Origin of the sequence: Dactylosporangium salmoneum, assembly GCF_039532525.1 — a bacterium.
GTDB lineage: Bacteria > Actinomycetota > Actinomycetes > Mycobacteriales > Micromonosporaceae > Dactylosporangium > Dactylosporangium salmoneum.
Genome location: NZ_BAAARV010000069.1, coordinates 88,481 through 114,411, shown reverse-complemented (window position 1 = coordinate 114,411; position 25,931 = coordinate 88,481). Strand labels below are relative to the sequence as shown.

29 protein-coding genes are annotated in these 25,931 nt (G+C 71.1%); 10 read left to right on the top strand and 19 right to left on the bottom strand.

All coding sequences use genetic code 11. The features are described from left to right. Positions 1 to 37: 37 nt before the first annotated feature. The 5 genes from tatC to ABD352_RS35555 form a co-directional block, all read right to left on the bottom strand. Positions 38 to 976 carry a twin-arginine translocase subunit TatC gene (gene tatC, locus ABD352_RS35575; protein ID WP_344616935.1) on the bottom strand — a complete coding sequence of 313 codons (939 nt, stop codon included), beginning with the start codon at positions 974 to 976 and terminating at the stop codon, positions 38 to 40. Between the two features lie 80 nt (positions 977 to 1,056). Then, the gene (tatA, locus tag ABD352_RS35570; RefSeq protein ID WP_344616934.1) at positions 1,057 to 1,323 is read right to left on the bottom strand and encodes a Sec-independent protein translocase subunit TatA; all 267 of its coding nucleotides are present in this window, start codon (positions 1,321 to 1,323) and stop codon (positions 1,057 to 1,059) included. A gap of 191 nt (positions 1,324 to 1,514) precedes the next feature. Then, the gene (locus ABD352_RS35565) at positions 1,515 to 1,778 is read right to left on the bottom strand and encodes a hypothetical protein (RefSeq protein ID WP_344616933.1); all 264 of its coding nucleotides are present in this window, start codon (positions 1,776 to 1,778) and stop codon (positions 1,515 to 1,517) included. A gap of 10 nt (positions 1,779 to 1,788) precedes the next feature. After that, positions 1,789 to 2,736 carry a helix-turn-helix transcriptional regulator gene (locus tag ABD352_RS35560; protein WP_344616932.1) on the bottom strand — a complete coding sequence of 316 codons (948 nt, stop codon included), beginning with the start codon at positions 2,734 to 2,736 and terminating at the stop codon, positions 1,789 to 1,791. Beyond that, complete coding sequence (locus ABD352_RS35555; RefSeq protein WP_344616931.1) at positions 2,733 to 3,722, bottom strand: helix-turn-helix transcriptional regulator; 990 nt, start codon at positions 3,720 to 3,722, stop codon at positions 2,733 to 2,735. Before ABD352_RS35555 ends, ABD352_RS35560 begins: the two co-directional genes overlap by 4 nt. A 104-nt stretch (positions 3,723 to 3,826) precedes the next feature. Here ABD352_RS35555 and ABD352_RS35550 point away from each other — a divergent pair, with 104 nt between their 5' ends. Then, complete coding sequence (locus ABD352_RS35550) at positions 3,827 to 4,906, top strand: DUF3866 family protein (RefSeq protein WP_344616930.1); 1,080 nt, start codon at positions 3,827 to 3,829, stop codon at positions 4,904 to 4,906. Positions 4,907 to 4,913: 7 nt separating this feature from the next. On the opposite strand, the gene ABD352_RS35545 is transcribed toward ABD352_RS35550, so the two are convergent. Genes ABD352_RS35545 through rfbA form a run of 5 tightly spaced genes read right to left on the bottom strand, consistent with a single transcriptional unit; the run spans position 4,914 to position 8,671 of the window. Next, a complete protein-coding gene (locus ABD352_RS35545) occupies positions 4,914 to 5,495 on the bottom strand; it encodes a hypothetical protein (protein ID WP_344616929.1) in 582 nt (193 codons plus the stop codon). Next, positions 5,492 to 5,713 carry a hypothetical protein gene (locus ABD352_RS35540; protein ID WP_344616928.1) on the bottom strand — a complete coding sequence of 74 codons (222 nt, stop codon included), beginning with the start codon at positions 5,711 to 5,713 and terminating at the stop codon, positions 5,492 to 5,494. The genes ABD352_RS35545 and ABD352_RS35540 overlap by 4 nt, the downstream gene beginning before the upstream one ends. Before the next feature lie 36 nt (positions 5,714 to 5,749). Beyond that, the gene (gene pafA, locus ABD352_RS35535) at positions 5,750 to 7,108 is read right to left on the bottom strand and encodes a Pup--protein ligase (protein WP_344616927.1); all 1,359 of its coding nucleotides are present in this window, start codon (positions 7,106 to 7,108) and stop codon (positions 5,750 to 5,752) included. A gap of 35 nt (positions 7,109 to 7,143) precedes the next feature. Next, positions 7,144 to 7,743, bottom strand: coding sequence for a dTDP-4-dehydrorhamnose 3,5-epimerase family protein (locus ABD352_RS35530; RefSeq protein ID WP_344616926.1), 600 nt, complete (start codon positions 7,741 to 7,743; stop codon positions 7,144 to 7,146). Between the two features lie 58 nt (positions 7,744 to 7,801). After that, a complete protein-coding gene (gene rfbA / locus ABD352_RS35525) occupies positions 7,802 to 8,671 on the bottom strand; it encodes a glucose-1-phosphate thymidylyltransferase RfbA (protein WP_344616925.1) in 870 nt (289 codons plus the stop codon). Between the two features lie 73 nt (positions 8,672 to 8,744). On the opposite strand from rfbA, the gene rfbB reads away from it, so the two are divergent. From rfbB to ABD352_RS35505, 4 genes are read left to right on the top strand one after another with little or no spacing between them, the layout of a single operon-like run. After that, entirely contained in the window at positions 8,745 to 9,737 is a 993-nt protein-coding gene (gene rfbB / locus ABD352_RS35520; RefSeq protein WP_344616924.1) for a dTDP-glucose 4,6-dehydratase, read from the top strand. A 2-nt stretch (positions 9,738 to 9,739) separates the two neighbouring features. After that, positions 9,740 to 10,612 carry a dTDP-4-dehydrorhamnose reductase gene (gene rfbD, locus ABD352_RS35515; RefSeq protein ID WP_344616923.1) on the top strand — a complete coding sequence of 291 codons (873 nt, stop codon included), beginning with the start codon at positions 9,740 to 9,742 and terminating at the stop codon, positions 10,610 to 10,612. Continuing rightward, positions 10,609 to 11,019, top strand: coding sequence for a DUF2304 domain-containing protein (locus ABD352_RS35510; protein ID WP_344616922.1), 411 nt, complete (start codon positions 10,609 to 10,611; stop codon positions 11,017 to 11,019). The genes rfbD and ABD352_RS35510 overlap by 4 nt, the downstream gene beginning before the upstream one ends. Then, complete coding sequence (locus ABD352_RS35505) at positions 11,006 to 11,707, top strand: glycosyltransferase family 2 protein (protein ID WP_344616921.1); 702 nt, start codon at positions 11,006 to 11,008, stop codon at positions 11,705 to 11,707. The genes ABD352_RS35510 and ABD352_RS35505 overlap by 14 nt, the downstream gene beginning before the upstream one ends. Positions 11,708 to 11,757: 50 nt before the next feature. Here ABD352_RS35505 and prcA read toward each other — a convergent pair whose 3' ends face one another. The 5 genes from prcA to arc form a co-directional block, all read right to left on the bottom strand. Beyond that, positions 11,758 to 12,567: a proteasome subunit alpha gene (prcA, locus tag ABD352_RS35500; RefSeq protein WP_344616920.1), complete on the bottom strand. Its 810-nt coding sequence runs from the start codon at positions 12,565 to 12,567 to the stop codon at positions 11,758 to 11,760. Between the two features lie 43 nt (positions 12,568 to 12,610). Next, positions 12,611 to 13,450: a proteasome subunit beta gene (gene prcB / locus ABD352_RS35495; RefSeq protein WP_344616919.1), complete on the bottom strand. Its 840-nt coding sequence runs from the start codon at positions 13,448 to 13,450 to the stop codon at positions 12,611 to 12,613. Between the two features lie 149 nt (positions 13,451 to 13,599). Continuing rightward, positions 13,600 to 13,815 (bottom strand): ubiquitin-like protein Pup, encoded by a 216-nt coding sequence (locus ABD352_RS35490; protein WP_344616918.1) that lies wholly within the window; start codon positions 13,813 to 13,815, stop codon positions 13,600 to 13,602. A gap of 47 nt (positions 13,816 to 13,862) precedes the next feature. Next, a complete protein-coding gene (gene dop / locus ABD352_RS35485; RefSeq protein WP_344616917.1) occupies positions 13,863 to 15,380 on the bottom strand; it encodes a depupylase/deamidase Dop in 1,518 nt (505 codons plus the stop codon). Between the two features lie 129 nt (positions 15,381 to 15,509). Then, complete coding sequence (gene arc, locus ABD352_RS35480) at positions 15,510 to 17,276, bottom strand: proteasome ATPase (protein ID WP_344616916.1); 1,767 nt, start codon at positions 17,274 to 17,276, stop codon at positions 15,510 to 15,512. Positions 17,277 to 17,486: 210 nt separating this feature from the next. Here arc and ABD352_RS35475 point away from each other — a divergent pair, with 210 nt between their 5' ends. Then, positions 17,487 to 17,774, top strand: a complete 288-nt coding sequence (locus tag ABD352_RS35475) for a ferredoxin (RefSeq protein ID WP_344616973.1) — start codon at positions 17,487 to 17,489, stop codon at positions 17,772 to 17,774. 19 nt (positions 17,775 to 17,793) lie between these two features. Here the strand turns inward: ABD352_RS35475 and ABD352_RS35470 are convergent, their stop codons facing one another. Genes ABD352_RS35470 through ABD352_RS35460 form a run of 3 tightly spaced genes read right to left on the bottom strand, consistent with a single transcriptional unit; the run spans position 17,794 to position 20,490 of the window. Further along, entirely contained in the window at positions 17,794 to 18,363 is a 570-nt protein-coding gene (locus tag ABD352_RS35470) for a hypothetical protein (protein WP_344616915.1), read from the bottom strand. Continuing rightward, positions 18,341 to 19,288 carry a tRNA (adenine-N1)-methyltransferase gene (locus ABD352_RS35465; protein ID WP_344616914.1) on the bottom strand — a complete coding sequence of 316 codons (948 nt, stop codon included), beginning with the start codon at positions 19,286 to 19,288 and terminating at the stop codon, positions 18,341 to 18,343. Before ABD352_RS35465 ends, ABD352_RS35470 begins: the two co-directional genes overlap by 23 nt. Then, positions 19,285 to 20,490: a site-2 protease family protein gene (locus tag ABD352_RS35460; protein ID WP_344616913.1), complete on the bottom strand. Its 1,206-nt coding sequence runs from the start codon at positions 20,488 to 20,490 to the stop codon at positions 19,285 to 19,287. The genes ABD352_RS35465 and ABD352_RS35460 overlap by 4 nt, the downstream gene beginning before the upstream one ends. 70 nt (positions 20,491 to 20,560) lie before the next feature. On the opposite strand from ABD352_RS35460, the gene ABD352_RS35455 reads away from it, so the two are divergent. Next, on the top strand, positions 20,561 to 21,406 hold the full coding sequence (locus ABD352_RS35455) for a RecB family exonuclease (RefSeq protein WP_344616912.1): 846 nt from the start codon (positions 20,561 to 20,563) through the stop codon (positions 21,404 to 21,406). 1,269 nt (positions 21,407 to 22,675) lie between these two features. Here ABD352_RS35455 and ABD352_RS35450 read toward each other — a convergent pair. Next, a complete protein-coding gene (locus tag ABD352_RS35450; protein WP_344616911.1) occupies positions 22,676 to 23,128 on the bottom strand; it encodes a winged helix-turn-helix transcriptional regulator in 453 nt (150 codons plus the stop codon). A 97-nt stretch (positions 23,129 to 23,225) separates the two neighbouring features. Here ABD352_RS35450 and ABD352_RS35445 point away from each other — a divergent pair, with 97 nt between their 5' ends. The 3 genes from ABD352_RS35445 (at position 23,226) to ABD352_RS35435 (ending at position 25,843) form a co-directional block, all read left to right on the top strand. Then, positions 23,226 to 23,819, top strand: coding sequence for a dihydrofolate reductase family protein (locus tag ABD352_RS35445; RefSeq protein WP_344616910.1), 594 nt, complete (start codon positions 23,226 to 23,228; stop codon positions 23,817 to 23,819). Between the two features lie 144 nt (positions 23,820 to 23,963). Then, positions 23,964 to 25,172, top strand: a complete 1,209-nt coding sequence (locus ABD352_RS35440) for a sensor histidine kinase (RefSeq protein ID WP_344616909.1) — start codon at positions 23,964 to 23,966, stop codon at positions 25,170 to 25,172. Continuing rightward, positions 25,169 to 25,843, top strand: coding sequence for a response regulator (locus ABD352_RS35435; protein ID WP_344616908.1), 675 nt, complete (start codon positions 25,169 to 25,171; stop codon positions 25,841 to 25,843). The genes ABD352_RS35440 and ABD352_RS35435 overlap by 4 nt, the downstream gene beginning before the upstream one ends. Positions 25,844 to 25,931 lie beyond the last annotated feature (88 nt).

The window sequence follows — 25,931 nt, the reverse complement described above, 5'->3', positions numbered from 1 at the left end:
GCCTATGACCACCGGGGCGCTGCGTTCGAACCGTTGACTACGTGACGTCGTCGTAGCGGCTGTCCAGCGGCCGCGGGCGCTCGACCGCCGTCGGCGAGGCCACCGGGGTGGGCGCGTCGATCGGGTCGTACCCGTCGATCGGGCTGGCCGCCTCGACCGGCTCGACGTCGTAGTCGTCGAGCGAGGAGACCTCGTCGTCGCCGATGTTCGCGAAGGACGGGCGGTTGCGGCCCCGTCGCTTGTCGTTGACCAGCGCGAAGGCCACTGCCCCGAAGTACAGCAGCGACATGCACAGCGCCAGGAACGTCATGCCGAACGGGTCGGCCGTCGGGGTGGCGATGGCGGCGAAGACGAAGAAGATGAAGACCGCGATGCGCCACCAGCCGAGCAGGCGCTTGCCGCTGGCGATGCCGGCGATGTTGGCCAGCATGATCCCTAGCGGGAACTCGAAGGCCACGCCGAACACGAGCATCATGCCGGTGACGAAGTCGACGTACGCCATCGCCTCGAGCATGATCGACGTGTTCGGGTTGATGAAGCTGATCAGGAACTCGAGGCCCTTCGAGACCACGATGAACGCGAGCACCGCGCCGGCCGCGAACAGCGGCGCGGCGAGACCGGCGAACACGTAGGCCCACCGGCGCTCGCTGCGGTGCAGGCCCGGGGCAACGAAGGCCCACAGCTGGTACATCCAGAACGGCGACGAGACGATCAGCCCCGACCACAGCGAGATCTTCAGCGTCAGCAGCAGCGGGTCGGTGACCTTCAGGGCCACGAACTCGCACCGCCAGCCCTGGGGCAGGACACCGTTGTTCGCCGCGGTCGCGTTCTTCAGCGAGATCTGGCAGTAGGGGTCCTGGAGGATCTGCAGGATCCAGGTGTGCAGCAGGTATCCGACGATCATGCCGAGCACGATCGCGATGGATGCCCGGAAGAGCCTCGTGCGCAGTTCCCGCAGATGCTCCAAGAGGGTCATGGAGCCATCTGCGGCGCGCTCAAAGTTCGACGGCTGCTTGTCACGCCGCCGTGCGAGGATGCTCACGACCCGAGCGCGCCTCAGCGCTCGCGCGCGTGATCGACCGGGTCGACCTGCGGCTTCGGCGACGGCTGGTTGTCGGCGATCGTGCCGCTGAGCGGCGCCCGGCCCGACTGCGCCTCGGCCTTGGCGTCCACGTCGTCGTCGGCCAGACCCTTGGTCTCGGCCTTGATGATCCGCATCGAGCGGCCGAGCGAGCGTGCCGCATCAGGCAAGCGCTTCGCGCCGAACAGCAGGATCAGCACCACCACCAGAACGATGATGTGCCACGGCCTAACTGCACCCATGTGAAGCCACCTCACTGTATTCGAGCTGCCGCACCCATCGTACTGACCACAGGTGGGTGAGGGCAGTGGCCGGGGTTTGCGGGATGGAGTCCGGCCGCTGAAGTCCTGACGAGTGTTGCCGGGGCCCTGCCCGATCGTCAACTATCCGTCCGGACAAAGGTGCACTTTGCCCGGTTGATCCGGCAGGATTGTTAACTGTTCTCGACTTCGGCCCGTGCCTGCGCACGCGCGACGGCCTGGGCCTGCATGGCTTCCAGCTGCGGCAGCATGGCCTCGACCGTCTGCTGCAGCGCCGCGACGCGCGGCTCGACCCGCCGCTGCCCGTCGACCAGGCGGGCCTGCATGGCCCGGGCGGCGTTGTCGAACGCGCGCATCCGGCCCATGACGCTCAGGACCACCCCGACCAGGACGATGAGCGCGAGCAGGACGATGCCGCCCGAGATCCACCACAACACGTGAACGACCTTAATGCACGTAGGCGTCCAGCGCCGCCAGCGCCTCGGCGGCGACCGACGCGGCGAGCTGCGCGGGGGCCACGACGGTGACCTCGGCGCCGAGCCCGAGCACGAACCGGCGGGCCCAGTCGAGGTCGGAGGCGCGCAGCGATACCGTCCAGTGCTCGCCGGGACCGCGGACGACCTCTTCGCAGGGGTACTGCTCGGTGATCCACCGCGCGCCCCGGCCCACCCGCAGCGTGACGAGGGGCAGGTTCGGGGTCGGCGTGAACAGGCTCCCGCGGCGGGTGTCGGTCGGCTGAGCCTGCTGCGGCACCCGGGCCGGCTCGTCGAGCTCGGTGGAGGCGTCGATGCGGTCGATGCGGAACAGCCGGACCGCCTCGGCGCGCCGGCACCAGGCCTCCAGGTAGGCCCACCGGCCGACGACGAGGACCCGCATGGGGTCGACCACCCGCTCGGTGGTCTCGTCGCGGGTCGCCGTGTAGTACGTGATCCGCAGCGCCCGCCGCCGGTCCACGGCCCCGCGCAGCTCCTCGAGCCGGTCGGTGTTGCCGGGCAGCCGCACCGCCACCGGCGCGTCGGCCAGGTCGCCGGCCGCGTGCTCGATCTTCGCCAGCGCCCGGTGCACGCCGTCGCCCGCGGTGACGCCCGGCGTCTCGGCGAGCATCCGCAGCGCGACGATGAGGGCGAGCGCCTCGTCGGGCGTGAGGCGCAGCGGGCGGTCGATTCCCGCGTCGTACGTCAGGGTGACGCTGTCGCCGACGAATGCCATGTCGATGAGGTCGCCCGGGCCGTACCCCGGCAGCCCGCACATCCACAGCAGTTCGAGATCCTCGCGCAGCTGCCGCTCGGTGATCCCCTGGTCGGCGGCGGCCTCGGCGAGCGTGATCCCGGGGCGGGCCTGCAGGTAGGGCACCAGGTTGAGCATCCGGCCCAGCCGGTCCGCCGACGTCGTCACGCGAGCACCTTCTCCACCGGCTCGTAGGCGGCGGCGACCGCGCGCAGGCGGCGCACCATGTGCTCGCGCACCTCGGGCGGGTCGAGCACGACGACGTCCGCGCCGTACCCCACCAGCCAGGCCGCGAACTGGTCGGCGTCGGCGTAGCTCAGGGTGAGCCGGTCGCCGTCGGGGCCGCTGACGCAGCGTTCGGCCCAGCGCCGTACCCCCGCGGCCTTGCCGGGGCGGATCAGCACCGTCGCCCGCCCGGTGCGCTCGACCGGCCCGCTGGACCGGGCCACCCGGCCGATCAGGTCCACCTTCGGCGGCTCGTAGGCGCCGCGCCGGCCGATCCGGCGCACCCCGCTGACGATCCGGGACAGCCGGAAGCAGCGCTCGGCGTCGCGGTCGAGGTCGTGACCCACGACGTACCACCGGCCCCGCCAGCACACCACGCCCCACGGCTGCAGCCGCCGCACGCCGGCGCTGTCGCGCTCGGGCACCTCGTAGGAGAACGTGACCGCCTGCCGGTCCCGCACCGCCGCGGTCAGCGGCTCGAACGCGGGGTCGACGGTGACCACGGCCTCCACCCCGAGCGTGGCGTGCGGGTCGACGTCGATCCCGCCGGCGCGCAGCTTGGCCAGCCCCGAGGACGCCGCCGCGGCCAGGCCGGTCTGCTGCCACAGGCGGGCCGCGATGCCGACCGCCGCCGCCTCGTCGGGCGCGAGCGGGATGTCGGGCAGCGCATACTCGCGGCGCGCGATGCGGTAGCCCTGCTCGTTGTCGAAGATGCTGGCGGTGCCCATCTCCAGCGGCACGCCGAGCTCGCGCAGCTCGGACTTGTCCCGCTCGAACTTGCGCTGGAACGCCTCGTGGTCGCGCTCGTCGTTCGGATCGTGCTCGTATCCGGGCACGATCGCGGCGATCTGTTCGGCGGTCAGGAAGCGGCGCGTAGCGAGCAGGCAGATCACCAGATTGACCAGGCGCTCGGTTCGGGTCCGCGACACGCAGCGAACCTACCAGCCCGAACGCCTGTTCTGCGCCGCCCACGCGGAGTGCGACCCACGGTCACCACGAAAGCGCACAGTGTCGCTGCGTTACGGTATGCGCCGTGATCCGCTGGCGCTGGGGAACCGTCGTCGAGGCCCGCCGCGAGTGGCGCGGGAGCCTCGAGCTCGAGGTGACGGTCGAGTCGAGAAGAGCAGAGGACCCGGCGACGGTACGGGCACTCGCCTACCCCCGGCTCGTAGGCACCCCCGAGCCGGGCGATCGCGTGCTGCTCAACCTCAACGCCCTCGCGCTGGGGCTCGGCACCGGCGGCTACGCCCTCGTCGTGGCGATCCCGGACCGGCTCCCCGAGGACGCCGACGTCCCGGGCCACGTCGTCAAGGCGCGGTACACCCCGCTGCAGGCGATCGTCCTGGCCGCCGACGAGGAGGCCTCTCCCCTGCGCGGCGCCCTGGCCGGCGCCACCGACCTCGAGGCCATGCCGGTGGTCGTGGCCGACCTGCACTCGGCCCTCCCCGCCGTGGTCGCCGGCGCCCTGGCCGCCCGCCCGGACGCCCGCATCGCCTACGTGATGACCGACGGCGGCGCCCTGCCGGCCTGGTTCTCCCGCACCCTGGACGCCCTTCGCCCGCTGCTGGCCGGCACGGTCACCACCGGCCAGGCCTTCGGCGGCGACCTGGAGTCGACAAACGTCCACAGCGGCCTGCTCGCCGCCCGCCACGGCCTGCGCGCCGACCTGGCCGTCGTCACCCAGGGCCCGGGCAACCTGGGCACCGGCACGAGCTGGGGCTTCTCGGGGGTCGCGGCCGGCGAGGCGGTCAACGCGGTGGCCGCGCTGGGCGGGCGCCCGATCGCCGCACCGCGCATCTCGGACGCCGACCCGCGCCCGCGCCACCGCGGCGTGTCGCACCACAGCGTGACCGCCTTCGGGCGCGTCGCCCTGGCCCCCGCCGACCTGGTCATGCCCTCCGACCTGTCCGAGCCGCTGTCCGGCGAGGTCCGGGAGGCGCTGGCCGCCCTGTGCCCGCCGCACACCCTGGTCGAGGTGCCGTCCCGCGACCTGCTGGCGGCGCTGACCGCCCTGCCGACGAAGCTCTCGACGATGGGCCGCGGCCTGGCCGAGGACGAGGCCTACTTCCTGTCCGCCGCCGCCGCGGGCCGGCACGCGGCAACCGCCGGCTAGATCGGCGTCAGGCCTTCGCGAGGGCGGCGCTGGCGACCGAGCGCAGCTGCGAGAGGTGGTCGGCGCCGGGGTTGGCGGCGGCCACCATGTAGACGGCGACGATGGCCTTGCCGCGGCGGGCGAGCAGCGTCTTGGACTTGTCGCTCAGTGCCGCCTCGCCGACGCCGCCCACGGCCTCCAGGGACGCGATCGTCGTCCACAGCTTCTGGGCCTGGCCCGCGTCGGCGAAGGTCAGGGCGACGACCGTGACCTGGTCGCCGGCCGCGCTGCCGAAGGGGCACATCCGGGCGTGGGCGTCCAGGCCGAGGGTCTGGGCGGCCTGGCCGTACTGGGCGGCCGCGGCGGCGCCGTCGCCCTGGCTGGCGCCGACCGGCAGGCCGGTGGCCTGCTGGACCTGGGCGGCGGAGATCAGGCCCTGGCAGCCGTCGGAGTTGACCACCGGCGGGAGGGTGGGCGAGGCCAGCGGCTGGTGGGAGGCCTCGCTGGCGGCCGGGGCGGCCGGCAACGGCTGGTGCTGGGCGCCGTCGTCGGTGCAGGCGGCGAGCAGGAGGAGGACCGCCCCCGCGAGGAGCCCGGCCGCGGGCCTCATGCGTAGATCACGATCAGGACGAAGGCCGCGACGATGACGATCAGCACCGAGGCCAGCAGCCAGGTCGGGTACTTCGGACCTTCGGTCCGGTTGCGCTCGATCTCCTCGCGGATGCGCTGCAGCCGCCGGCCCTGGCGGCTCTTCGCGGGGCGGTCCGGGTTGAAGTCGGCGTCGAGCTTCTTCGGCTTCGGGGGCGGCTGGTCCGGTGCGTCATACATAGCGCCGGTCAGCCTAGCCCCCCTCAGCCTCGTGCGTCACATACTCGCGATCAGGCGGTCGACGCGCTCGTCGTAGGCGCGGAACGGGTCCTTGCACAGGACGGTGCGCTGGGCCTGGTCGTTGAGCTTCAGGTGCACCCAGTCGACGGTGAAGTCGCGGCGGCGCTCCTGGGCGTGACGGATGAACTCGCCCCGCAGGCGGGCCCGGGTGGTCTGCGGCGGGGTCTCCTTGGCCTCGAAGATCTCCAGGTCGGTGGCGACCCGGTCGACCTGGCCGCGCTTCTCCAGCAGGCCGTAGAGGCCCCGGCCGCGGCGCAGGTCGTGGTAGGCCAGGTCCATCTGGGCCACCCGCGGGTGGGACAGCGGCAGGTCGTGCTTGGCCTGGTAGCGCTCGATCAGGCCGAGCTTGGTCACCCAGTCGACCTCGCGCTCGACGTCCTTGTGGTTGCCCGTCTCGACGGCGTTCAGGACCCGGCCCCACAGGTCCATGACCCGCTTGGTGGCGGCGTCGGCGCCGCGGCGGTCCAGGAACTCGGTGGCCTTGTCGAAGTACTCCTGCTGGATCTCCAGGGCCGAGATCTCCTTGCCGCTGGCCAGGCGGACCCGGCGGCGGCCGGTGATGTCGTGGGACACCTCGCGGATGGCGCGGATCGGGTTCTCCAGCGAGAGGTCCCGCATGGCCACGCCGGCCTCGATCATGCGCAGCACGATGTCGGCGGTGCCGACCTTGAGCAGCGTGGTGACCTCGTTCATGTTCGAGTCGCCGACGATGACGTGCAGGCGCCGGTAGCGCTCGGCGTCGGCGTGCGGCTCGTCGCGGGTGTTGATGATCGGACGGGACCGGGTGGTCGCCGACGACACGCCCTCCCAGATGTGCTCGGCGCGCTGCGAGAGGCAGTACACGGCGCCGCGCGGGGTCTGCAGCACCTTGCCGGCGCCGCAGATCAGCTGGCGGGTGACCAGGAACGGGATGAGGATGTCGGCCAGACGGCCGAACTCGCCGTGCCGGCTGACGAGGTAGTTCTCGTGGCAGCCGTACGAGTTCCCGGCGGAGTCGGTGTTGTTCTTGAACAGGTAGATCTCTCCCGCGATGCCCTCGTCGTGCAGGCGCCGCTCGGCATCGACGAGCAGGCCCTCGAGGATGCGCTCGCCGGCCCGGTCGTGGACGACCAGATCGGGCACCGAGTCGCATTCGGGGGTGGCGTATTCCGGGTGGGAGCCCACATCCAGGTAGAGGCGCGCGCCATTGCGCAGGAAGACGTTGCTGGAACGGCCCCACGACACGACGCGCCGGAACAGATAGCGGGCGACCTCGTCCGGGGACAGGCGGCGCTGCCCCCGGTAGGTGCACGTGACCCCGTATTCGGTCTCAAGGCCGAAAATTCGCCGGTCCATGTACAGACATTAGCCGCCTGAGGCCGCTTTCGAACCTATTGGGACCGGAGACTTTCGGTATACCCCTGGCAGGTGGAGTAGTCGGGCAGCCGCCCCTCCTCGCGCAGCTGGGCCAGGGTCGGCGCGGCGGCGTCGCGGGCCGACAGCTGCGGCTCCTCGGCGGGCCACGCGATGGCCAGGTCCGGGTCGAGCGGGTGGATGCCGTGCTCACCCGTCGGGTTGTACGTCTCGGAGACCAGGTACGTCAGGGTGGCGTCGTCGCTGAGGGCGCAGAACCCGTGCCCGAGGCCCTCGGAGAGGTACACCGCGCGCCGGTCGACGTCGTCGAGCTGCACGCCCTCCCAGCGGCCGAATGTCGGGGATCCGACCCGGATGTCCACGATCACGTCGAGCACGGCCCCGCGGGTGCACATGACGTACTTCGCCTGCCCCGGCGGCACGTCGGCGAAGTGGATGCCGCGCACCACCCCGCGCGCCGAGACGGACAGGTTGCCCTGCGCCAGCCGCAGCGGGTGACCCACCTCGGCGGCCAGGTGGTCGAAGCGGTAGAACTCGGTGAACAGGCCGCGGGGGTCCCCGTGCAGCACGGGGGTGATCTCCCAGGCGCCGCCGATCGAGAGCTGTCGGATCTTCACGTGCTGGCTCCGTAGCGTGTCGGTCGTGGTGGCGGGTGCGTCGAGCGCGACCCGGTGGTCAGTTCTTCCAGTCCAGCAGGTGCAGCAGGTAGTCCCCGTAGCCACTCTTGCGCAGCGGCTCGGCCAGCGCCCGCAGTTCGTCGTCGGAGATCAGCCCGGCCCGCCAGCTCACCTCTTCCACGCACCCGATCTTGAAGCCCTGCCGCTCCTCGATCACGCGCACGAACTCGGCCGCCTGCACCATCGTGTTGAACGTACCGGTGTCCAGCCACGCGGTGCCGCGGTCCAGCACGACCACGTGCAGCTCGTCGCGCTCCAGATACGCCGCGTTCACCGCGGTGATCTCCAGCTCGCCCCGGTCGCTCGGCTTGAGCTCGCGGGCGATCTGCACGACGCGGTTGTCGTAGAAGTACAACCCGGGGACCGCGTAGCGCGACTTGGGCCGGACCGGCTTCTCCTCGATCGACAGCACCCGGCCGTCGGGGGCGAACTCCACGACGCCGTAGTCCTGCGGGTTGGCCACCGGGTAGGCGAAGACCCGGCCGCCCTTGACGTCGGCGTTGTCGGAGAGGCGCTGGCCGAGCGCGGCGCCGTGGAAGATGTTGTCGCCGAGCACCAGGGCCACGCTGTCGTCGCCGATGAACTCGGCGCCGATGATGAACGCCTGCGCCAGGCCCTCGGGGCGGGGCTGGGTGGCGTAGCTGATCCGCAGGCCCCATTGGGAGCCGTCGCCGAGCAGCCGCTCGAACTGGTCGGAGTCCTCAGGAGTGGTGATCACCAGGATCTCGGTGATGCCCGCCATCACCAGCGTGGTGAGCGGGTAGTAAATCATTGGCTTGTCGAAGACCGGCATCAGCTGCTTCGACACGGCCTTGGTCAAGGGCCACAGACGCGAGCCGGTCCCACCGGCGAGGATGATGCCACGCACCCGGTCACCTTACGGGCTGTGGCCATGCGGGGTCGACCCGGCCGTGACTTGGTTGCACTAGACTCCCGAACCCGTGAGAATCCTCGTCACCGGCGGTGCCGGTTTCATCGGCTCGCATTACGTGCGCACCCTGCTCAGCGGCGGCTATCCCGCGTACGCCGGTGCAGCCGTGACCGTCCTCGACAAACTCACCTATTCGGGAAACCGGGAGAACCTCGCCCCCGTCGACGGTGACCCTGCGCTCACGTTCGTGGAGGGCGACATCTGCGACGCCGGCCTCGTCGGCGAGCTCATGCCGGGCCACGACGCGGTCGTGCACTTCGCCGCGGAGTCGCACGTCGACCGCTCGATCCTGGGCGCGGGCCCGTTCGTGACCACCAACGTGCTCGGCACCCAGGTGCTGCTCGACGCGGCCCGGGCGGCCGGGGTCGGGCGCTTCCTGCACGTGTCGACCGATGAGGTGTACGGCTCGATCCAGGAGGGTTCCTGGACGGAGGAGTGGCCGCTGGCGCCGAACTCGCCGTACTCGGCCTCCAAGGCCGGCTCCGACCTGCTCGCCCTGGCCTACCACCGCACCCACGGCATGGAGGTGGTGGTGACCCGCTGCTCGAACAACTACGGGCACTACCAGTTCCCCGAGAAGGTCATCCCGCTGTTCGTGACCAATCTCATCGATGGGGCGACCGTGCCGCTGTACGGCGACGGCGGCAACATCCGCGACTGGCTGCACGTGTCCGACCACTGCGCCGGGATTCAGCTGGCGCTGGAGAAGGGCCGCTCCGGCGAGGTCTACAACATCGGCGGCGGCCGGGAGCTCACCAACCGCGAGCTGACCGAGGTGCTGCTGGACGCGACCGGGCGGGACTGGGACTCCTCGGTGCGCTACGTCGAGGACCGCAAGGGCCACGACCGGCGGTACTCGCTGTCGATCGAGAAGATCCGCAACGAGCTCGGCTACACCCCCCAGATCACCTTCGAACAGGGCATCGCCGAGACGGTGGCCTGGTACAAGGAGAATCGGGCCTGGTGGGAGCCGCTCAAGGCCCGCGCGGCGCTGGGCCACTGACCGTGACCCGCTACCTGGTGACCGGGGCCGGCGGCATGCTCGGCCACGACCTGCTCGACGTGCTGGCCGGCCGGGACGTCACCGCGGCCACCCGCGGCGAACTGGACATCACGGACACGGCGAAGGTCCGCGACCTGGTCGAGGGGCACGACGTGGTGCTCAACGCGGCCGCCTGGACCGACGTCGACCGCGCCGAGTCGGACGAGGCCGGCGCGACCGCGGTGAACGGCACCGGCGTCGCCGCGCTCGCCACCGCCTGCGCGGCCACCGGCGCCCGCCTGCTGCACGTCTCCACCGACTACGTCTTCCCCGGCGACGCCGAGGCGCCGTACGCGGAGGACGCCCCGACGGCGCCGATCAACGCCTACGGGCGCAGCAAGCTGGCCGGCGAGCGGGCGGTGCTCGACACGCTGCCCACGACCGGCTACGTGGTGCGCACCGCCTGGCTCTACGGCGCGCACGGCAAGAACTTCGTGACCACGATGCTGCGCCTGGCCGGCGAGCGCGAGTTCGTCGACGTGGTCGACGACCAGGTCGGCCAGCCGACGTGGTCGCGGGATCTGGCCGAGCGGCTGGTCGCCCTGGCCGACAGCGGCGCGCCGGCCGGCGTCTACCACGGCACGGCCGCGGGCCAGACCTCTTGGCACGGGCTGGCCGAGGCGGTCTTCGCCGGCGCCGGCCACGACCCGGCCCGGGTCCGCCGCACCACCAGCGAGGCGTACAAGCGCCCGGCGCCCCGCCCCTCCTACAGCGTGCTCGGGCACGCGCGCTGGGCGGCGGCGGGGCTGGCGCCGATGCGTCCGTGGCATGACATGCTGACCGCAGCGCTCGCCGACCCGGCGTTCGCTACCCGAGCAGACGAGGCCCCGCGTTGAAGCTCACCATCGTCACGGTCATCACGGCGATCGCCGTCCTGGCCTTCATGATCGAGCTGCTGCGGAGGCGGCAGCTCCAGGAGAAGTACGCCATTCTGTGGCTCGCGGTCGGCATCCTCATGGTGCCGCTGGCGATCTTCCCCGTCATCATCGACAAGATCGCGAAGCTCGTCGGCATCGCCTCCGGCGTGAGCCTGGTGATGTTCTTCGGCATCGTGTTCCTGCTGCTGGTGACGGTGCACCTGAGCTGGGAGGTCAGCCGGCTCGAGGAGGAGACCCGGACGCTGGCCGAGGACCTGGCGCTGCTGCGCAGCGAGCTGGGCCGCCCCCGCCCGCAGGAGCTCGCAACCCACGAGACCCACGAATCCCTCTCGCCCCAGGAGGTGGGCCCGGATGATCAACGGTAAGCGGGTCCTCATCATCATCCCGGCCTGGAACGAGTCCGGGTCGATCGCCGACGTCGTGCGCGAGGTGCACGGCGAGCTGCCCGGCGTGGACATCATCGTCGTCGACGACGGCTCCACCGACGACACCGCCGCCAAGGCCGCCTCGGCCGGGGCGATCGTGGCCCGGCTGCCGTTCAACCTCGGCGTGGGCGGCGCGATGCGCACCGGCTACCGCTACGCCCGCGACCACGGCTACGACGTGGCCATCCAGGTCGACGCGGACGGGCAGCACGACCCGCGGTACATCCCGAAGCTCGTCGACGCCCTGGACGAGAACGACCTGGTCATCGGCGCCCGGTTTGCCGGCGAGGGCGGCTACTCGGTCAGTGGCCCGCGCAAGTGGGCGATGAAGATGCTCTCGGCGGTCCTGTCCGCGATGGCCGGCACCCGGCTCACCGACACGACGTCGGGGCACCGGGCCTGCAACCGGCGGGTGATCGAGTTCTTCGCCAACTGGTACCCGGCGGAGTACCTCGGCGACACCATCGAGGTGCTGGTCCGGCTGGCCCGCAACAAGTACAAGATCACCCAGATCCCGGTGGCGATGCGCCCGCGGATGGCCGGCACCCCGAGCAACTCCCCCGTCAAGGCGTCGATCTACCTGGGCCGCGCGTTCGTCGTGCTGCTCCTGGCGATCATCCGCGCCTGAGCACACAGCAAAAAAGGGCCGGGTCGAGCGACCCGGCCCTTTTGTGAGGACTACTCTTCTTCCGGGCCGCCCGAGGCGTTGTCGGCCGGGGTGCTCGGCGAGGCCGGCGGCTGCGGCTTGTCCTCGAGGCCGCCCTCCACGTCGGCGGACTTGACCGCCGAGGCGTCCTCCAGGATCGCGGTCAGGGCCAGCCCGGTGAGCCGGCGGAACGTGCGTCCCGGCCGGTTGCGGTCCAGGACCGCGACCTCCAGCTGGTTGGCCTGCAGCTTGCGCGGCTGGCCGCCCTCGCCCCCGACGCTGCCCAGACCCTCGACGGCCAGCTTCAGGGCCTCAGCGAGCGTCTGGTCGGGCCGCAGGCGGCTCTTCACGGCGCCGGAGATGGTGTCGGACTGCCCGCCCATGGTGACCAGGCCCGGCTCGTCCTGGACGGAGCCGTCGTAGGTGATCCGGTACAGCTCGTCCTCGGCCGAGGTGGCCCCCGCCTCCGCGACGCAGATCTCCACCTCGTAGGGCTTCTGCTCCTGGGTGAAGATCGCGCCCAGGGTGCGGGCGTAGGCGTTGGCGATCTGCCGGCCGGTCACGTCGCGGCGGCCGTAGGAGTACCCGTGCAGGTCGGCCAGACGGACCCCGGCCGAGCGGAGGTTCTCGAACTCGGGGTAGCGGCCGACGGCGGCGAAACCGATCCGGTCGTAGATCTCGCTGACCTTGTGCAGCGCGGTCGACAGGTTCTCGGCGACGAACAGCACGCCGCCCTCGTAGCTGAGCACCACGACACTGCGACCACGGGCGATGCCCTTGCGCGCGTATTCCGAGCGGTCCCGCATGATCTGCTCGGGCGAGGCGTAGAACTGCATGGCCACGGTGGCGAGTTCTCCTTCTGCTGGTGGTCGGGACTGCTAGGACTCAGGAGCCGGGGTTCTCGCGGCGCTCCGCGATGATCTGCTCGGCGACGGCGCGGGTCTCGTCGTCGCTGAACCGGCGGGTGCCCTCCACCGTGGCGGTCATGACCACCGGGAAGATGCCACGCAGCAGGTCGGGGCCGCCGGTCGCGGTGTCGTCGTCGGCCGCGTCGTAGAGCGCCTCGATCGCCAGCTTGACCGCCTCCTCGGTGGTCACGCCCGGGCGGTACCGCTTCTTGAGCGACGACTTCGCGAAGAGCGAGCCGGAACCGATCGAGTCGTAGCCGCGCTCCTCGTAGACGCCACCGGCCACGTCGAAGCTGAAGATGCGCCCGGCCTGGTCGACGCTCTTGGCGTCGAGGTCGAAGCCCGCGAACAGCGGCACCACGGCGAGGCCCTGCATGGCGGCCCCGAGGTTGTTGCGCACCATGCTGGCCAGCCGGTTGGCCTTGCCCTCCAGCGAGAGCATGCTGCTCTCGATCTTCTCGTAGTGCTCCAGCTCGACCTGGAACAGCCGCATCATCTCCAGGCCGAAGCCGGCGGTGCCGGCCATGCCGACGAGCGAGTAGGCGTCGGCGGCGAAGACCTTCTCGATGTCGCGCTGGGCGATGAGGTTGCCCATCGTGGCCCGCCGGTCGCCGCCCATGAGGACGCCGTCGGCGCAGCCGATCGCGACGATGGTCGTGGCGTGTGCGCTCACGTCGGCCGCCATTCCGGGCGGGAGCGGCCGCCGGCCCGGCAGCATCTCGGGTGCCACCTCGGAGAGGAACTCGCTGAACGACGAGGTCCCGGCGGCGTGATACGCGGCGGGCAGGCGCCCTGAGTGGTCAAGACCCGTCGGCAACGCAACTCCTTCTCAACTGACGTCTGCAGTGATCGACTGAGATGGCCCCACAATACGCGCTGGAGCGTCCCGAAAGCGGCGCGCCACAACGCTGTGGGCGAACAGGCCGCCCGCCCGGAACCCGGACGGGCGGCCTGTCGCGACGGCGGCTACTGGCCGCCCTTCTGCACGTATCCGCGGACGAACTCTTCGGCGTTCTCCTCGAGCACGGAGTCGATCTCGTCGAGGAGGTCGTCGACGTCCTCGCCCAGCTGCTCGACCCGTTCGGCGGTCTCCGGATTGACCTCGGCCGCGACGACCTCTTCTTCCTCGTCGCGCCGGGACTTCCCGGACTGGGACTGCCCGCCCGTATCCCTCGTAGCCATGACTCATCCTCCTCGGGGGGACCACCATACGTACCGCTGCATCGAACTTACCCGGAAGTGATCGCTTCGAGCAGATCCTTCGCACTCGGGCACTTGTCGAACAGCGCGCCGACGTGCTTCTTGGTCCCTCGCTCGGGTTCCATCATCGGCACCCGCACGAGCGACTCGCGGCCAACGTCGAAGATGACCGAGTCCCAGCTGGCCGCCACCACCTCGGCGGGGTACTTGGCCAGGCAGCGGCCGCGGAAGTAGGCCCGGGTGTCGTCCGGCGGCTCGACGATGGCCCGCTGGACCTCCTCCTCGGTGAAGAGGGTGGCCATCGAGCCGCGGGCGACGAGCCGCTGGTACAGGCCCTTCTCCGGGCGGACGTCGGAGTACTGCAGGTCGACGAGCTGCAGCTTGTGCGAGGACCAGCCGAGCGACTCGCGCTCCCGGTAGCCCTCCAGCAGCCGCAGCTTGGCCACCCAGTCGAGCTCCCCCGCGCACAGCATCGGGTCGCGCCCGAGCTTGTCCAGCGCGTCCTCCCAGCGCTGGAGCACGTCGAGGGTGATCTCGTCGGCGTCGTCGCCCTGCCGGTCCTCGACAAAGGCCCGGCAGCGCTCGTAGAACGCCCACTGGATGTCCAGGGCGGACAACCGCCGCCCGTCACGCATCCGGATGAGGTGCTTGAGCGACGGGTCGTGGCTGACCGACTTGAGCTCGGTGACCGGGTCGGCGATGCCCAGGTCCGAGGGCAGCGCCTTCTCCTCGATCATGGCCAGGACCAGCGACGTCGTGCCGACCTTGAGGTACGTCGAGATCTCCGACAGGTTCGCGTCGCCGATGATGACGTGCAGCCGCCGGTACTTGTCGGCGTCGGCGTGCGGCTCGTCGCGGGTGTTGATGATGGGCCGCTTCAGCGTGGTCTCCAGCCCGACCTCGACCTCGAAGAAGTCGGCCCGCTGGGAGAGCTGGAAGCCCGGGGCGGAGCCGTCCTGCCCGAGGCCGACCCGGCCCGCGCCGCAGACGATCTGCCGGGTGACGAAGAACGGCGTGAGGTGCATGACGATGTCGGCGAACGGGGTCTGCCGGCGCATCAGGTAGTTCTCGTGGGCGCCGTAGCTGGCGCCCTTGTTGTCGGTATTGTTCTTGTACAGGTGGATCGGCAGCGTGCCCGGGATGGTCGCGGCGCGCCGGGAGGCCTCCGCCATCACCCGCTCGCCGGCCTTGTCCCACAGCACCACGTCGCGCGGGTTGGTCACCTCGGGCGTGGAGTACTCCGGGTGGGCGTGGTCGACGTAGAGGCGCGCGCCATTGGTCAGTATCACGTTGGCCAGCCCGAGATCCTCGTCGGCCAGTGCCTCGGCGGGGTCGTAGAGCGCGCCGGAGTAGGTGAACCCCCGGGCGTCGCGCAGGGGCGACTCCTCCTCGTAGTCCCACCGGGCGCGCCCGCCCTTGGTGAGCTCGGGCCGCGCTCCGTAGGCGTTGACCACCTGGGAGGACGTGACCATCGGGTTTGCACCCGGCTGGCCGGGCACGGACACGCCGTACTCGACCTCGGTGCCCATCACGCGCCGCACACTCATGCCCACAACCCTAGCCGTATGGCGAGCCACCCTGCCCACACCGGGCGGGCCACTTTGCGAGAAAGCGTGAGCGGGCGGTGACCGTTCGGCCGTCCGCCCGCTCGTCGCTTTTGTACCGGTTTATCTGGTTTACAGGTACTGGCCGGTGTTCGTGGCGGTCTCGATCGACCGGCCGGCCTCCGCACCCTTGCCCCCAGAGACAAGCGTGCGGATGTAGACGATGCGCTCGCCCTTCTTGCCGGAGATGCGGGCCCAGTCGTCGGGGTTGGTGGTGTTGGGCAGGTCCTCGTTCTCCCGGAACTCGTCGACGCACGAGTCCAGCAGGTGCTGGAGGCGCACGCCCTTCTGGCCACTGGACAGGAAGTCCTTGATGGCCATCTTCTTCGCCCGGTCGACGATGTTCTGGATCATGGCACCGGAGTTGAAGTCCTTGAAGTACAGGACCTCCTTGTCGCCGTTGGCGTAGGTCACCTCGAGGAAGCGGTTCTCCTCCGTCTCGGAGTACATCCGCAGCACGACCGCGTCGATCATGGCCGCGACCGTCGCCTCGGGCGATTCGCCGTGCTCGGCGACGTCGTCCTTGTGCAGCGGTACGTCGGTCAGGATGTACTTCGAGAAGATGTCCTTGGCCGCCTCGGCGTCCGGCCGCTCAATCTTGATCTTCACGTCGAGCCGGCCGGGGCGCAGGATCGCCGGGTCGATCATGTCTTCCCGGTTGGACGCGCCGATGACGATGACGTTCTCCAGCCCCTCCACGCCGTCGATCTCGCTGAGCAGCTGAGGGACGATCGTGTTCTCCACGTCGGAGGAGACGCCGGAGCCGCGGGTGCGGAACACGGAGTCCATCTCGTCGAAGAACACGATCACCGGCGTGCCCTCGCCGGCCTTCTCACGAGCCCGCTGGAAGATCAGCCGGATGTGCCGCTCGGTCTCGCCGACGTACTTGTTGAGCAGCTCAGGACCCTTGATGTTCAGGAAGTAGCTGGTCTGCCGCTCCTCCCCGCGCCGCTCGGCGATCTTCTTGGCCAGCGAGTTGGCCACCGCCTTGGCGATGAGGGTCTTGCCGCAGCCGGGCGGGCCGTAGAGCAGCACGCCCTTCGGCGGGCGCAGCTTGTGCTCACGGAACAGCTCGGCGTGCAGGAACGGCAGTTCCACCGCGTCGCGGATCTGCTCGATCTGCGGAGACAGGCCACCGATGTCGGTGTAGTCGACGTCGGGCACCTCCTCCAGGACCAGCTCCTCGACCTCACTCTTCGGGATGCGCTCGTACGCGTACGCCGAGCGCGGCTCGATCATGAGCGAGTCGCCGGCCCGCAGTGGCTGGTCGGCGAGCGTGTGGGCCAGGTGGACGATCCGTTCCTCGTCGGCGTGCGAGACGACGAGGGCGCGGTCGCCGCCCTCGAGGACCTCCTTCAGCATGACGACCTCGCCGGCCCGCTCGAACCCGAGCGCGTCGACGATGTTGAGGGCGTCATTGAGCAGGACCTCCTGCCCTCGGCGCAGCTCCTCGGTCTCAATCGCCGGGGATACTGCCACGCGCAGCTTGCGCCCGCCGGTGAAGACGTCGACAGTGCCGTCGTCATGGCGGGCGAGGAAGACGCCGTAACCGCTCGGCGGCTGCGCCAGGCGGTCAACCTCCTCCTTCAGCGTCACGATCTGGGCGCGGGCCTCCTTGAGGGTGGCCACGAGCCGCTCATTGTTTTCGGTCAGCCGGGCAATCTGCGCCTGTGCTGCGGCAAGCCGCTCCTCGAGCTGTCGCACGTGTCGCGGTGTTTCCGTCAGCTTGCGCCGCACCAGGGCGAGTTCCTCCTGAAGAAACGCGACCTGCGTGGAGAGATCGTGGGCGTCCTTCTCCCATCGTGCGGCGCGCGTCTCCGCGTCGTCGCTGCGTGCCACGTCCCACCTCCCCGGGGGCTTCGAACGTTGTGCTCTAACACTAACTGCTGATCGGCGGTTCAGGCCCCCTCGAACACGTGCGCCATAGGGTGTTTACAAATCCGGGATGGTCGCAGGCCCCTATCCAGCACCCTTTTTGCCGTCGGTGCGGCGTCGGTCACGGCCCCCTGCACGGTTGCGGGCGCGTCGGGTAGCGTCGTGAACGTGAGCGTGGAGACTTCCGAGGACACCCTGCAGGTCTGGGTCGACCAGGACCTGTGCACCGGCGACGGGCTGTGCGTGCAGTACGCGCCGGAGGTCTTCGAATTCGACGTCGACGGCCTGGCCTACGTCAAGGGCCCCGACGGCGAGCTGCAGATGGCACCGGGAAGCAGGGTCGGCGTGCCCGCCCACCTGCGGCTGGAGGTCATCGACGCCGCCAAGGAGTGCCCCGGCGAGTGCATCCACGTGCACCGCGAGTCCGACGACGCACCGGTCGCCGGACCCAACGCCGAGTAGCTCACAGCCGCGGGGCGGCTCACAGCATCGGCTTGCCCACCAGGCCGCTGACCAGGCGCGCGAACTCCTCCAGCCGGGCGATCTGACCGGCGCCGCCGTCGTCGAGGGTCTTGCCGAAGCGCAGCGCGTCGTGCCGGATCACCGACCCGGCCTCCTCCGCCGCCACATTCGCCTCGTCCAGCGACGTGAGCAGCAGATATACGTCCACGCTGTCCACCCGGTGGGTGCCGTTGGGGTTGCGCGAGATGCGCCGCCGGCAGCCCACCTCGGTCACCGCCGACAGCGCGACCACCCGCAGGGACGACGTCATCGAGCCCGGCGGCGCCTCCTCAGGTGGGATGTCCTCGCCGTGCCACAGGATGAGCCGGTTGCCGTCGCAGACCACGACCTCCTGCCACACGCCGTTGACGTCGTTGACGAACCGCTCGAGGGTGAAGCCCAGAACGCTCTGACCTCGCAGTACACCCGCCATGGCATCCAGGGCGATGTCGGGGTCACGCAGGTATGCCCGGGCCGCCGACTCGAGATCCGGGTACGGCGACCAGTCGGGGAAGACTGCGGGAAGGTCACTGAAGCTCGGTCGGCTCATGTCCTTCGGCCTCCTCGTCTGCCCGAGCGGCCGCGGCGGCCGCCAACCGCCGCGCCGCATACGCCTCGGCCCCCTTGCTCGGCTTGCGCCGGCGCGGCGGAGCCGTCACCCCAGGGGCGAGCTTGCGCGCGCTGACCAGGAACGCCGTGTGGGCGATCATGCGGTGGTCGGGCCGCACGGCCAGACCCTCCGCGTGCCAGTCACGCACGAGACTCTCCCAGGCTCGAGGTTCGGTGTACCCACCATCCTCGCGCAAGGCCTCCACCAACTCCGACAATTGCGGCGTGGTCGCCACATAGCCGATGAACACCCCGCCGGGGATCAGCGCCCGCGAGACGAGCGGCAGGATCTCCCACGGGGTGAGCATGTCGAGGATTATCCGGTCAAACCCGCCCTCTTCGCAGCCTGCCACGTCGCCCACCCGCAGCGACCAGCCCGGAACCGGCCCGCCGAAGAACGCCTCGACGTTGCGTCGGGCGATCTCGGCGAAGTCCTCCCGCTGCTCGTACGACACCAGGGAGCCCTGTGGCCCCACGGCACGCAGCAGCGAACAGGTCAGCGCCCCGGAGCCGGCCCCGGCCTCCAGGACCCGGGCGCCCGGGAAGATGTCGCCCATGGCCACGATCTGGGCCGAGTCCTTCGGGTAGATCACCTGGGCGCCGCGCGGCATGGACAGCACGTAGTCGCTCAGCAGCGGCCGCAGCGCCAGGTAGCCCGTGCCGCCGATGCTCACCACGCTGCCGTCGGGCGCGCCGATGAGCTCGTCGTGGGCCAGCCGTCCGCGGTGGGTGTGGAACTCCTTGCCCGGCTCCAGCACGATGGTGTGCATCCGCCCCTTCGGGTCGGTGAGCTGCACCCGGTCGCCCGGGCGGAAGGGCCCCCTCCGGATGGCGGACGGGGTCTCGACGGGGCTTTCCACACTCACGCGCTGTTCCTCCGGACGGTCGGCCTGCGCGGCCGCCGGGTCGGGGCCACGAGGGAGACGAGCTCGGCGCCGCGCAGGACGCCGTGCACATCCTCCCCGGTGACCACCAGATAGTCGCCGCCCGGGTCGTCCCGGATCGCCATCAGCAGGTCGGTGCCGCGAAGATCCCCGGCGAGCACGTGATGGCGGTCGATGCGAGCGGCGACGTCCACGATCGGCACCCACGGCCGCCGCTCGACCGGCACCGCCCGCGCCTTCGCCCGGTGCACGAACCCGACCAGGCTCCCGGCGCTGTCGACCACCGCCACCACCGGCCCGCGGTCGTCGCTGAGCTCGGCGATGCGGTCGGCCTCGGCCAGCGGCGTGCCCGAGCGCACGGCGACGAGCGGCCGGGCCAGCTCGCGGGCGCTGAACGGGGGCAGCCTGGCGGCCGCCTTGGCGTGGCGGATGGCCTGCCCCGCCCCGACCCACATGGTGATCGCGACCAGCAGGGTGAACGCCACCCCGAAGTACGCCTTGTGGAAGGGTCTGAACTCCAGCAGCAGCAGCGCCGAGCCCGCCGTGGCCAGCGCGAGCAGCCGCCCGAACCAGCCGGCCACCCGGCGCCCGACGTTGGCGTCGCCGGTGAGCTTCCACACAAGCGCCTGCAGCGCCCGCCCGCCGTCCAGGGGCAGCCCCGGCAGCGCGTTGAATACCCCGACCACGATGTTGGACAGCGCCAGCTGGAAGGCGAACGTGGCGGCGATCCCGCCGGACGGCAGCACCACGGCCGCCCCCGCCGCCAGGAGCCCCAGCACCAGCGACACCACCGGCCCGGCCAGCGACACCAGCAGCTCCACGCCCGGGCGCGGCGCCTCCCGCTCCATCTCGGTGTACCCGCCGAGCATCTCCAGCGTGATCCCGCGCACGCCGATCCCGCTGCGCCGGCTCGTCACCGCGTGCCCGAGCTCGTGCAGCAGCACCGACACCAGCAGGCACACCACGAACCCGAACCCGACCAGCAGCCCGGTGCTGAACGGCAGCGGCTGGGCACGGGTCTGCACGATCGTGCCGTACGTGAGCGTGATCAGGGCCGCGAGCAGCAGCCACGAGGGCGCCAGATAGATGGGGACGCCGGCCAGCCGGCCCAGCGGAATGCCCGATCCGCGCTCCTCCGTCCGCTCGCGAGCGGCCGTTGCCGATGCCGTGCGGTGTTCGCTCATCGCCCCCGATGCTACGGGTTCGGGGGTTCGAAACGCGTTTTTGTCGTACCCCCCGCTTAACCTTCTCAGCATGACGGTGCCCGTTACCTCCGCCCTACCCACCCTGTCGCCGTCGCGCGCCGCCGACTTCAAGACGTGCCCGCTGCTGTACCGGTTCCGCAGCATCGACCGGCTACCCGAGCGGCCCACCCCGGACCAGGCCCGCGGCACCCTGGTCCACGCCGTCCTGGAGGCCCTCTTCGACTCCCCCGCCGGCGCCCGCACCCCGGAGCAGGCCGCGTCCCTGGTCGCACCCCAGTGGCAGCGCCTGGTCGAGCAGGAGCCGGAGCTCGCCGGCATCTTCACCGGCACCCCTCTCACCGCGGAGGAGTTCCTGGCCGGCGCGAGCGAGCTGCTCAACGGCTACTTCGCCGTCGAGGACCCCAACCGCCTCGACCCGGCCGACCGCGAGTCCTACGTCGAGGCAGAGGTCGACGGCCGGCTCGTCATCCGCGGCATCATCGACCGCCTCGACATCTCCCCGGCCGGCGACCTGCGCGTCGTCGACTACAAGACCGGCGGCGCACCGCGCGAGGCCTTCGAGGCCCGGGCCATGTTCCAGCTGAAGTTCTACGCGCTGGTCCTGTGGCGCACGCGGGGCGTGGTGCCCCGGGTGCTGCGCCTGATGTACCTGCGCGACCAGGAGGTCTGCGACTTCGCACCGGACGCGGAGGAGCTGGCCCGGTTCGAGCGGACCCTGCTGGCGCTGTGGCAGGCGATCGAGCTGGCCACCCGGACCCAAGACTTCAGGGCGCAGCCCTCGCGGCTGTGCGGGTGGTGCGCGCACCAGGCGTTGTGCCCGGCTTATGGGGGGACGCCGCCGCCGTTCCCGGTAGCGGCGGCGCCGGCTACCGAGGTGGTGGTGGAGCGGGACTGACTCCTACTTCCTCTGGGCCCGGGGGCCGGGGCCGGGGCCGGGGCCGGGGCCGGGGCCGGGGCCGGGGCCGGGGCCGGGGCCGGGGCCGGGGCCGGGGCCGGGGCCGGGGCCGGGGAAGTGTGTCGGAAGAGCATGGCTCCGGTTCGTGCAAGTGGCGGCCGTTGCTCCCGTCAGACAGCGGTCGGCCCTGAGGGGCCTCCCTGCCAGGTCCGTGGTGCCAAGGGCGGGCCCGGGTCCGTTCTTGGCTCGGCTTGGGGAATGCCGCTTGCGGTTCGGGCATACCTTGCGGCCGGGCCGGCGCCCGGAATGAAGTGGCTCCGGGGGTGCCGCTTGCGGTTGGGCACCTCTGTGGCGGGGGCGGCGCCGGGAACGGCGTGGCCAGCAACGCCGGTCGCGGTGGTTCCGGCGGCGAACCGACCGCCCGACGCGCGGGCGTCAGCACAGAGCCCGCCTTCGGACCTGCCGCCGCCCCGGGCGGGACAATGCTCCCGGTGAGCCGCACGCGCGCGGGAACGGCTCTCCTCCAGGCACGTTCACGAACTCGCAGTGACACGCCAACGGGAACCGCTTAGCCGGGCCATCGTCGTCGAGACGTCCGGGAAACCGCTGGCGGCCCATTGGGACAGCAGTGATCTGACGTCGCCCTTCGAGGATTTTGACGAAAATGACGTCCGGGCGTGCGCGGCATTGTTGAACGACGAATGCAATGCATCGGTGGCCGGATATTGCTGGCTACCGATGCAGGTGTTGCCGCATCGACTGCGCTGCGACGCTTCGGGACAGGGCTGGGCTGTGTAGCGCCGTTCGTCTCGGGCGGTGCGGGATCACCGTCGTACGCCATGCTGTGGCTCGCGGGATCTCCGGCCTGCCCGGGCGGCATGGCCCGCGACGAGGGCTGCATTACTGCTGGCGGCGAGGGCGGCACCGGTTTGCCTACCGAGCCGGCGTCGTCGAGCGATGGCGGGGTGTCGCCGCGCACGCGGCGCAGGCGCTCGGCGTGGCGTTTGGCCAGGCCCCAGGCTCGATGCCGCTCATGTTCCTTGCGGAACTGCTCCTTTTCCGGAGAATAACGACGCGACCTCGTCCGGTCGCGCATGGCAGCCAATTCGGTCCTGGTGAACAATTGCAGCTGCCCCATGCACACAATTATCCCAGCACCCAGCCGAATTCACCGTCCCGGATGGCGACGCAGAATGTCAAATGGTGCAACCTCATGCCGCAGACCATGCTCGCCGGCGCGATGCGGGCGCGAGCGCCGGGCAGCGCCGATCAGGCGACGGCGCCCAGGCCCGGGAGGCGGTCCACGTCGTTGGCTCGCATGGGCTTGTCGCAGTTGGAGCAGTGCAGCTCCACGTGGGAGATCTCGCCGCAGGCGTGGTGGCGCAGCAGGACCGGGGGGCCCGCCTCGCCGGCCAGCCACTTGTCGCCCCACGCGACCATGACCATCAGCAGGTCCACCAGTTCCTCGCCCTTGGGGGTCAGGACGTACTCGTAGCGCGGGCGGCGGTCGTACGGGCGGCGGGTCAGCACGCCGCGGTCGACCAGGTAGCCCAGGCGCTCGGTCAGGACCTTGCGCGAGATGCCCAGATCCTCCTGGAGCTGGTCGAACCGGGTCAGGCCCACCCAGATGTCGCGCAGGATCAGCGGGGACCACGGTTCGCCGATGACATCCAGGGTGCGGGCGATCGAGCACGCCATCTCGCCGAAGTTCGTGCGCTGCATGCGACCCATCCTAGCGACCAGGGTTCCCTTACGGAACTCGGGCTGATACGGTCGTGGAGTCTCTTGAAGGAACCCCAAGGCGAACGGGAGAGGTGCAATGGGCAAGGTCTTCAGTGCGCACGCGGTGTCGGTCGACGGGTACATCACCGGGCGGGGTGCCGGGCCGGGGCACGGGCTCGGGGACGGCGGGATGCTCTTCGACTGGTACTTCGGAGGCGACACGCCCAGCCGGGTGTTCGACGGGTTCCGGCTCAGCGAGCAGAGCGCCCGGGTGTTCGACGAGCTGGCCGGGCGGATCGGGGCCGTCGTGGCCGGGCGGAACACGTACGAGGACTCCGAGCAATTCGGCGGGGGCAGCCCGCACCCCGACGCGCGGCTGTTCGTGGTCGGGCATCCCGGGGCGCCGGAGGTCGGGGAGCGGCAGACGCTCGTGACCACCGGGATCGAGGACGCGATCGCGGCCGCGCGGCGCGAGGCCGGGCAGCGGGACGTCGGCCTCATGGGCGGGGGTGTGCTGGCCGCGGCGCTGCGGGCCGGGCTCGTCGACGAGATCGTGCTCCACCAGGTGCCGATCCTGCTCGGGGGCGGGCGGCCGTTCTTCCAGGAGCTGCCGGAGCCCGTGCGGCTGCGGCTCGTCGAGGCGGTGGCCGCGCCCGGCGTGACCCACCTGCACTACGCGGTCGAGCGATAGCCAGAAAAGCAGCAAACCAGAGGAGACGGCGACGCTGCGGCCTGACGGGCTCCTCCCCCTGGGCGCCAGCCTCATCCCTGAGGAGGAGAGCGCCTCGGGCGCGGCGATGAACGGCGGGGCGGTGGCGGCCGATACCGTCGAAGCGTGCGCGGGATCCGGGAGCGGTTCGGGCGGCGCGGGTCGCCCGCCGCCCACGACGGTGCGTTCGCGCTGCTGCTGATCGCGGTCAACGCCGCACTGGAGCTGCTCGCGCACAAGGCGTTCGGGGTCCGGGACCTGCCGCTGCAGCTGGTGTACGACACCATGGGGCTGGCCGTGATCGCCGTGCGGCGGCAGTGGCTGTGGATCGCCGTCGCGTTGACGTCGCTGCACGTCGTGCTGCCGTTCGCGACGGGGCTGAAGCTCGTCGAGGGCGGCATCGGGATCCTCGTCATGACGTACACGGCGGCGGCCTACCTGTCGATGCGCCCCGCGCTGGGGGCGGCGGCGCTGATCTGGGTGCCGGGCATGGGGCTGCCGGCGCTGCTCGGGCGGACCGGGGCCAGCGCGCTGTACCCGGACGCGACGCTGTTCCTGGCCTTCAACGCGATGAGCGCCCTGGTCTGCTTCACCGTCGGGCGGACCGTGGCGACCCGGCGGGCGTACATCGCGGCGCTGGAGGACCGGGCCCGCACGGCCGAGACCAGCCAGCGGGCGCTCACCGAGAAGGCGGTGGCCGAGGAGCGGCGGCGCATCGCGCGGGAGCTGCACGACGTCGTGGCGCACCACGTGAGCGTCATGGGGGTGCTCGCCACCGGGTCGCGGCGGATGCTCGGGCGGGACCCCGCCGCCGCCGACGAGGCCCTGGCGACCATCGAGGAGACCGGACGGACGGCCCTGCGGGAGATGCGGCGCCTGCTCAGCGTGCTGCGCACCGAGGCCGAGCCCGCCGGAGAGCTGGCGCCGCAGCCGGGGCTGGCGGGGATCGAGGGGCTCGTGGAGCAGATCCAGGAGGCTGGGCTTCCGGCGGTACTGCGGGTCGAGGGCGAACCCGGCCCGCTGGACCCCGGCGTGAGCCTCACGCTGTACCGCATCGTCCAAGAGGCGCTGACGAACGCGCTGAAGCACGCGGGCACGGCCACCGTGGAGGTGCGGCTCGGGTTCCGGCCGGCCGACGTGACCGTCGAGATCTGCGACACGGGACGGGGACCGCAGCTGGGCAGCGCGGCGGTCGGGCACGGGCTGCTCGGCATGCGCGAGCGGGTCATGCTCTACGGCGGGACCCTGCGCACCGGGCCGCGGCCCGGCGGCGGATACCGTGTGCACGCGAGAATTCCGATCGAGGCCCCCGTAGAAAGGCAGTTGGCGAGTTGAGCGAGGCGCGTCCCATCCGGCTGCTGCTCGTCGACGACCAGCCCCTGCTGCGCACCGGTTTCCGGATGGTGCTGGGCGGCGAGCCCGACCTGGACATCGTGGCCGAGGCCGGCGACGGCGTCGAGGCGATCGAGCTGGCCCGGCGGCTGCTGCCCGACGTGGTGCTCATGGACATCCGGATGCCGCGGATGGACGGGGTGGCGGCGACGCGGGCCATTGTCGAGGCGAAGCTGCCCGTGCGGGTGCTTATCCTGACCACGTTCGACCTGGACGAGTACGTGGTCGGCGCGCTGCGGGCCGGGGCCAGCGGGTTCCTGGCCAAGGACGTGCCGGCCGACGACCTGGTCATCGCGATCCGCACGGTGGCGGCCGGCGAGGCGGTGGTGGCGCCGCGGATCCTCAAGCGGCTGCTGGACAAGTTCGCCGGGACGCTGCCCGACCCCGACGCCGCGCCGCCGCGCGACCTGCGCGTTCTGACCGACCGGGAGCGCGAGGTTCTGGTCCAATTGGCCAAGGGACTGTCCAACGCTGAGATCGCCCGCGCACTCTCCGTGAGCGAGACGACCGTCAAGACCCATGTGGGGCACGTGCTGACGAAGCTCGGGCTGCGCGACCGGGTGCAGGCCGTCGTCCTCGCGTACGAGACCGGACTGGTCCGCCCCGGGTCCTGACCTCCTACTCGGGGACGACGGCCGGGGTGCGGGGCGCCCTTAGCGTGAAGTGGACAAGTCATGCGGACCACTTCAAGGGGGAGCTGAG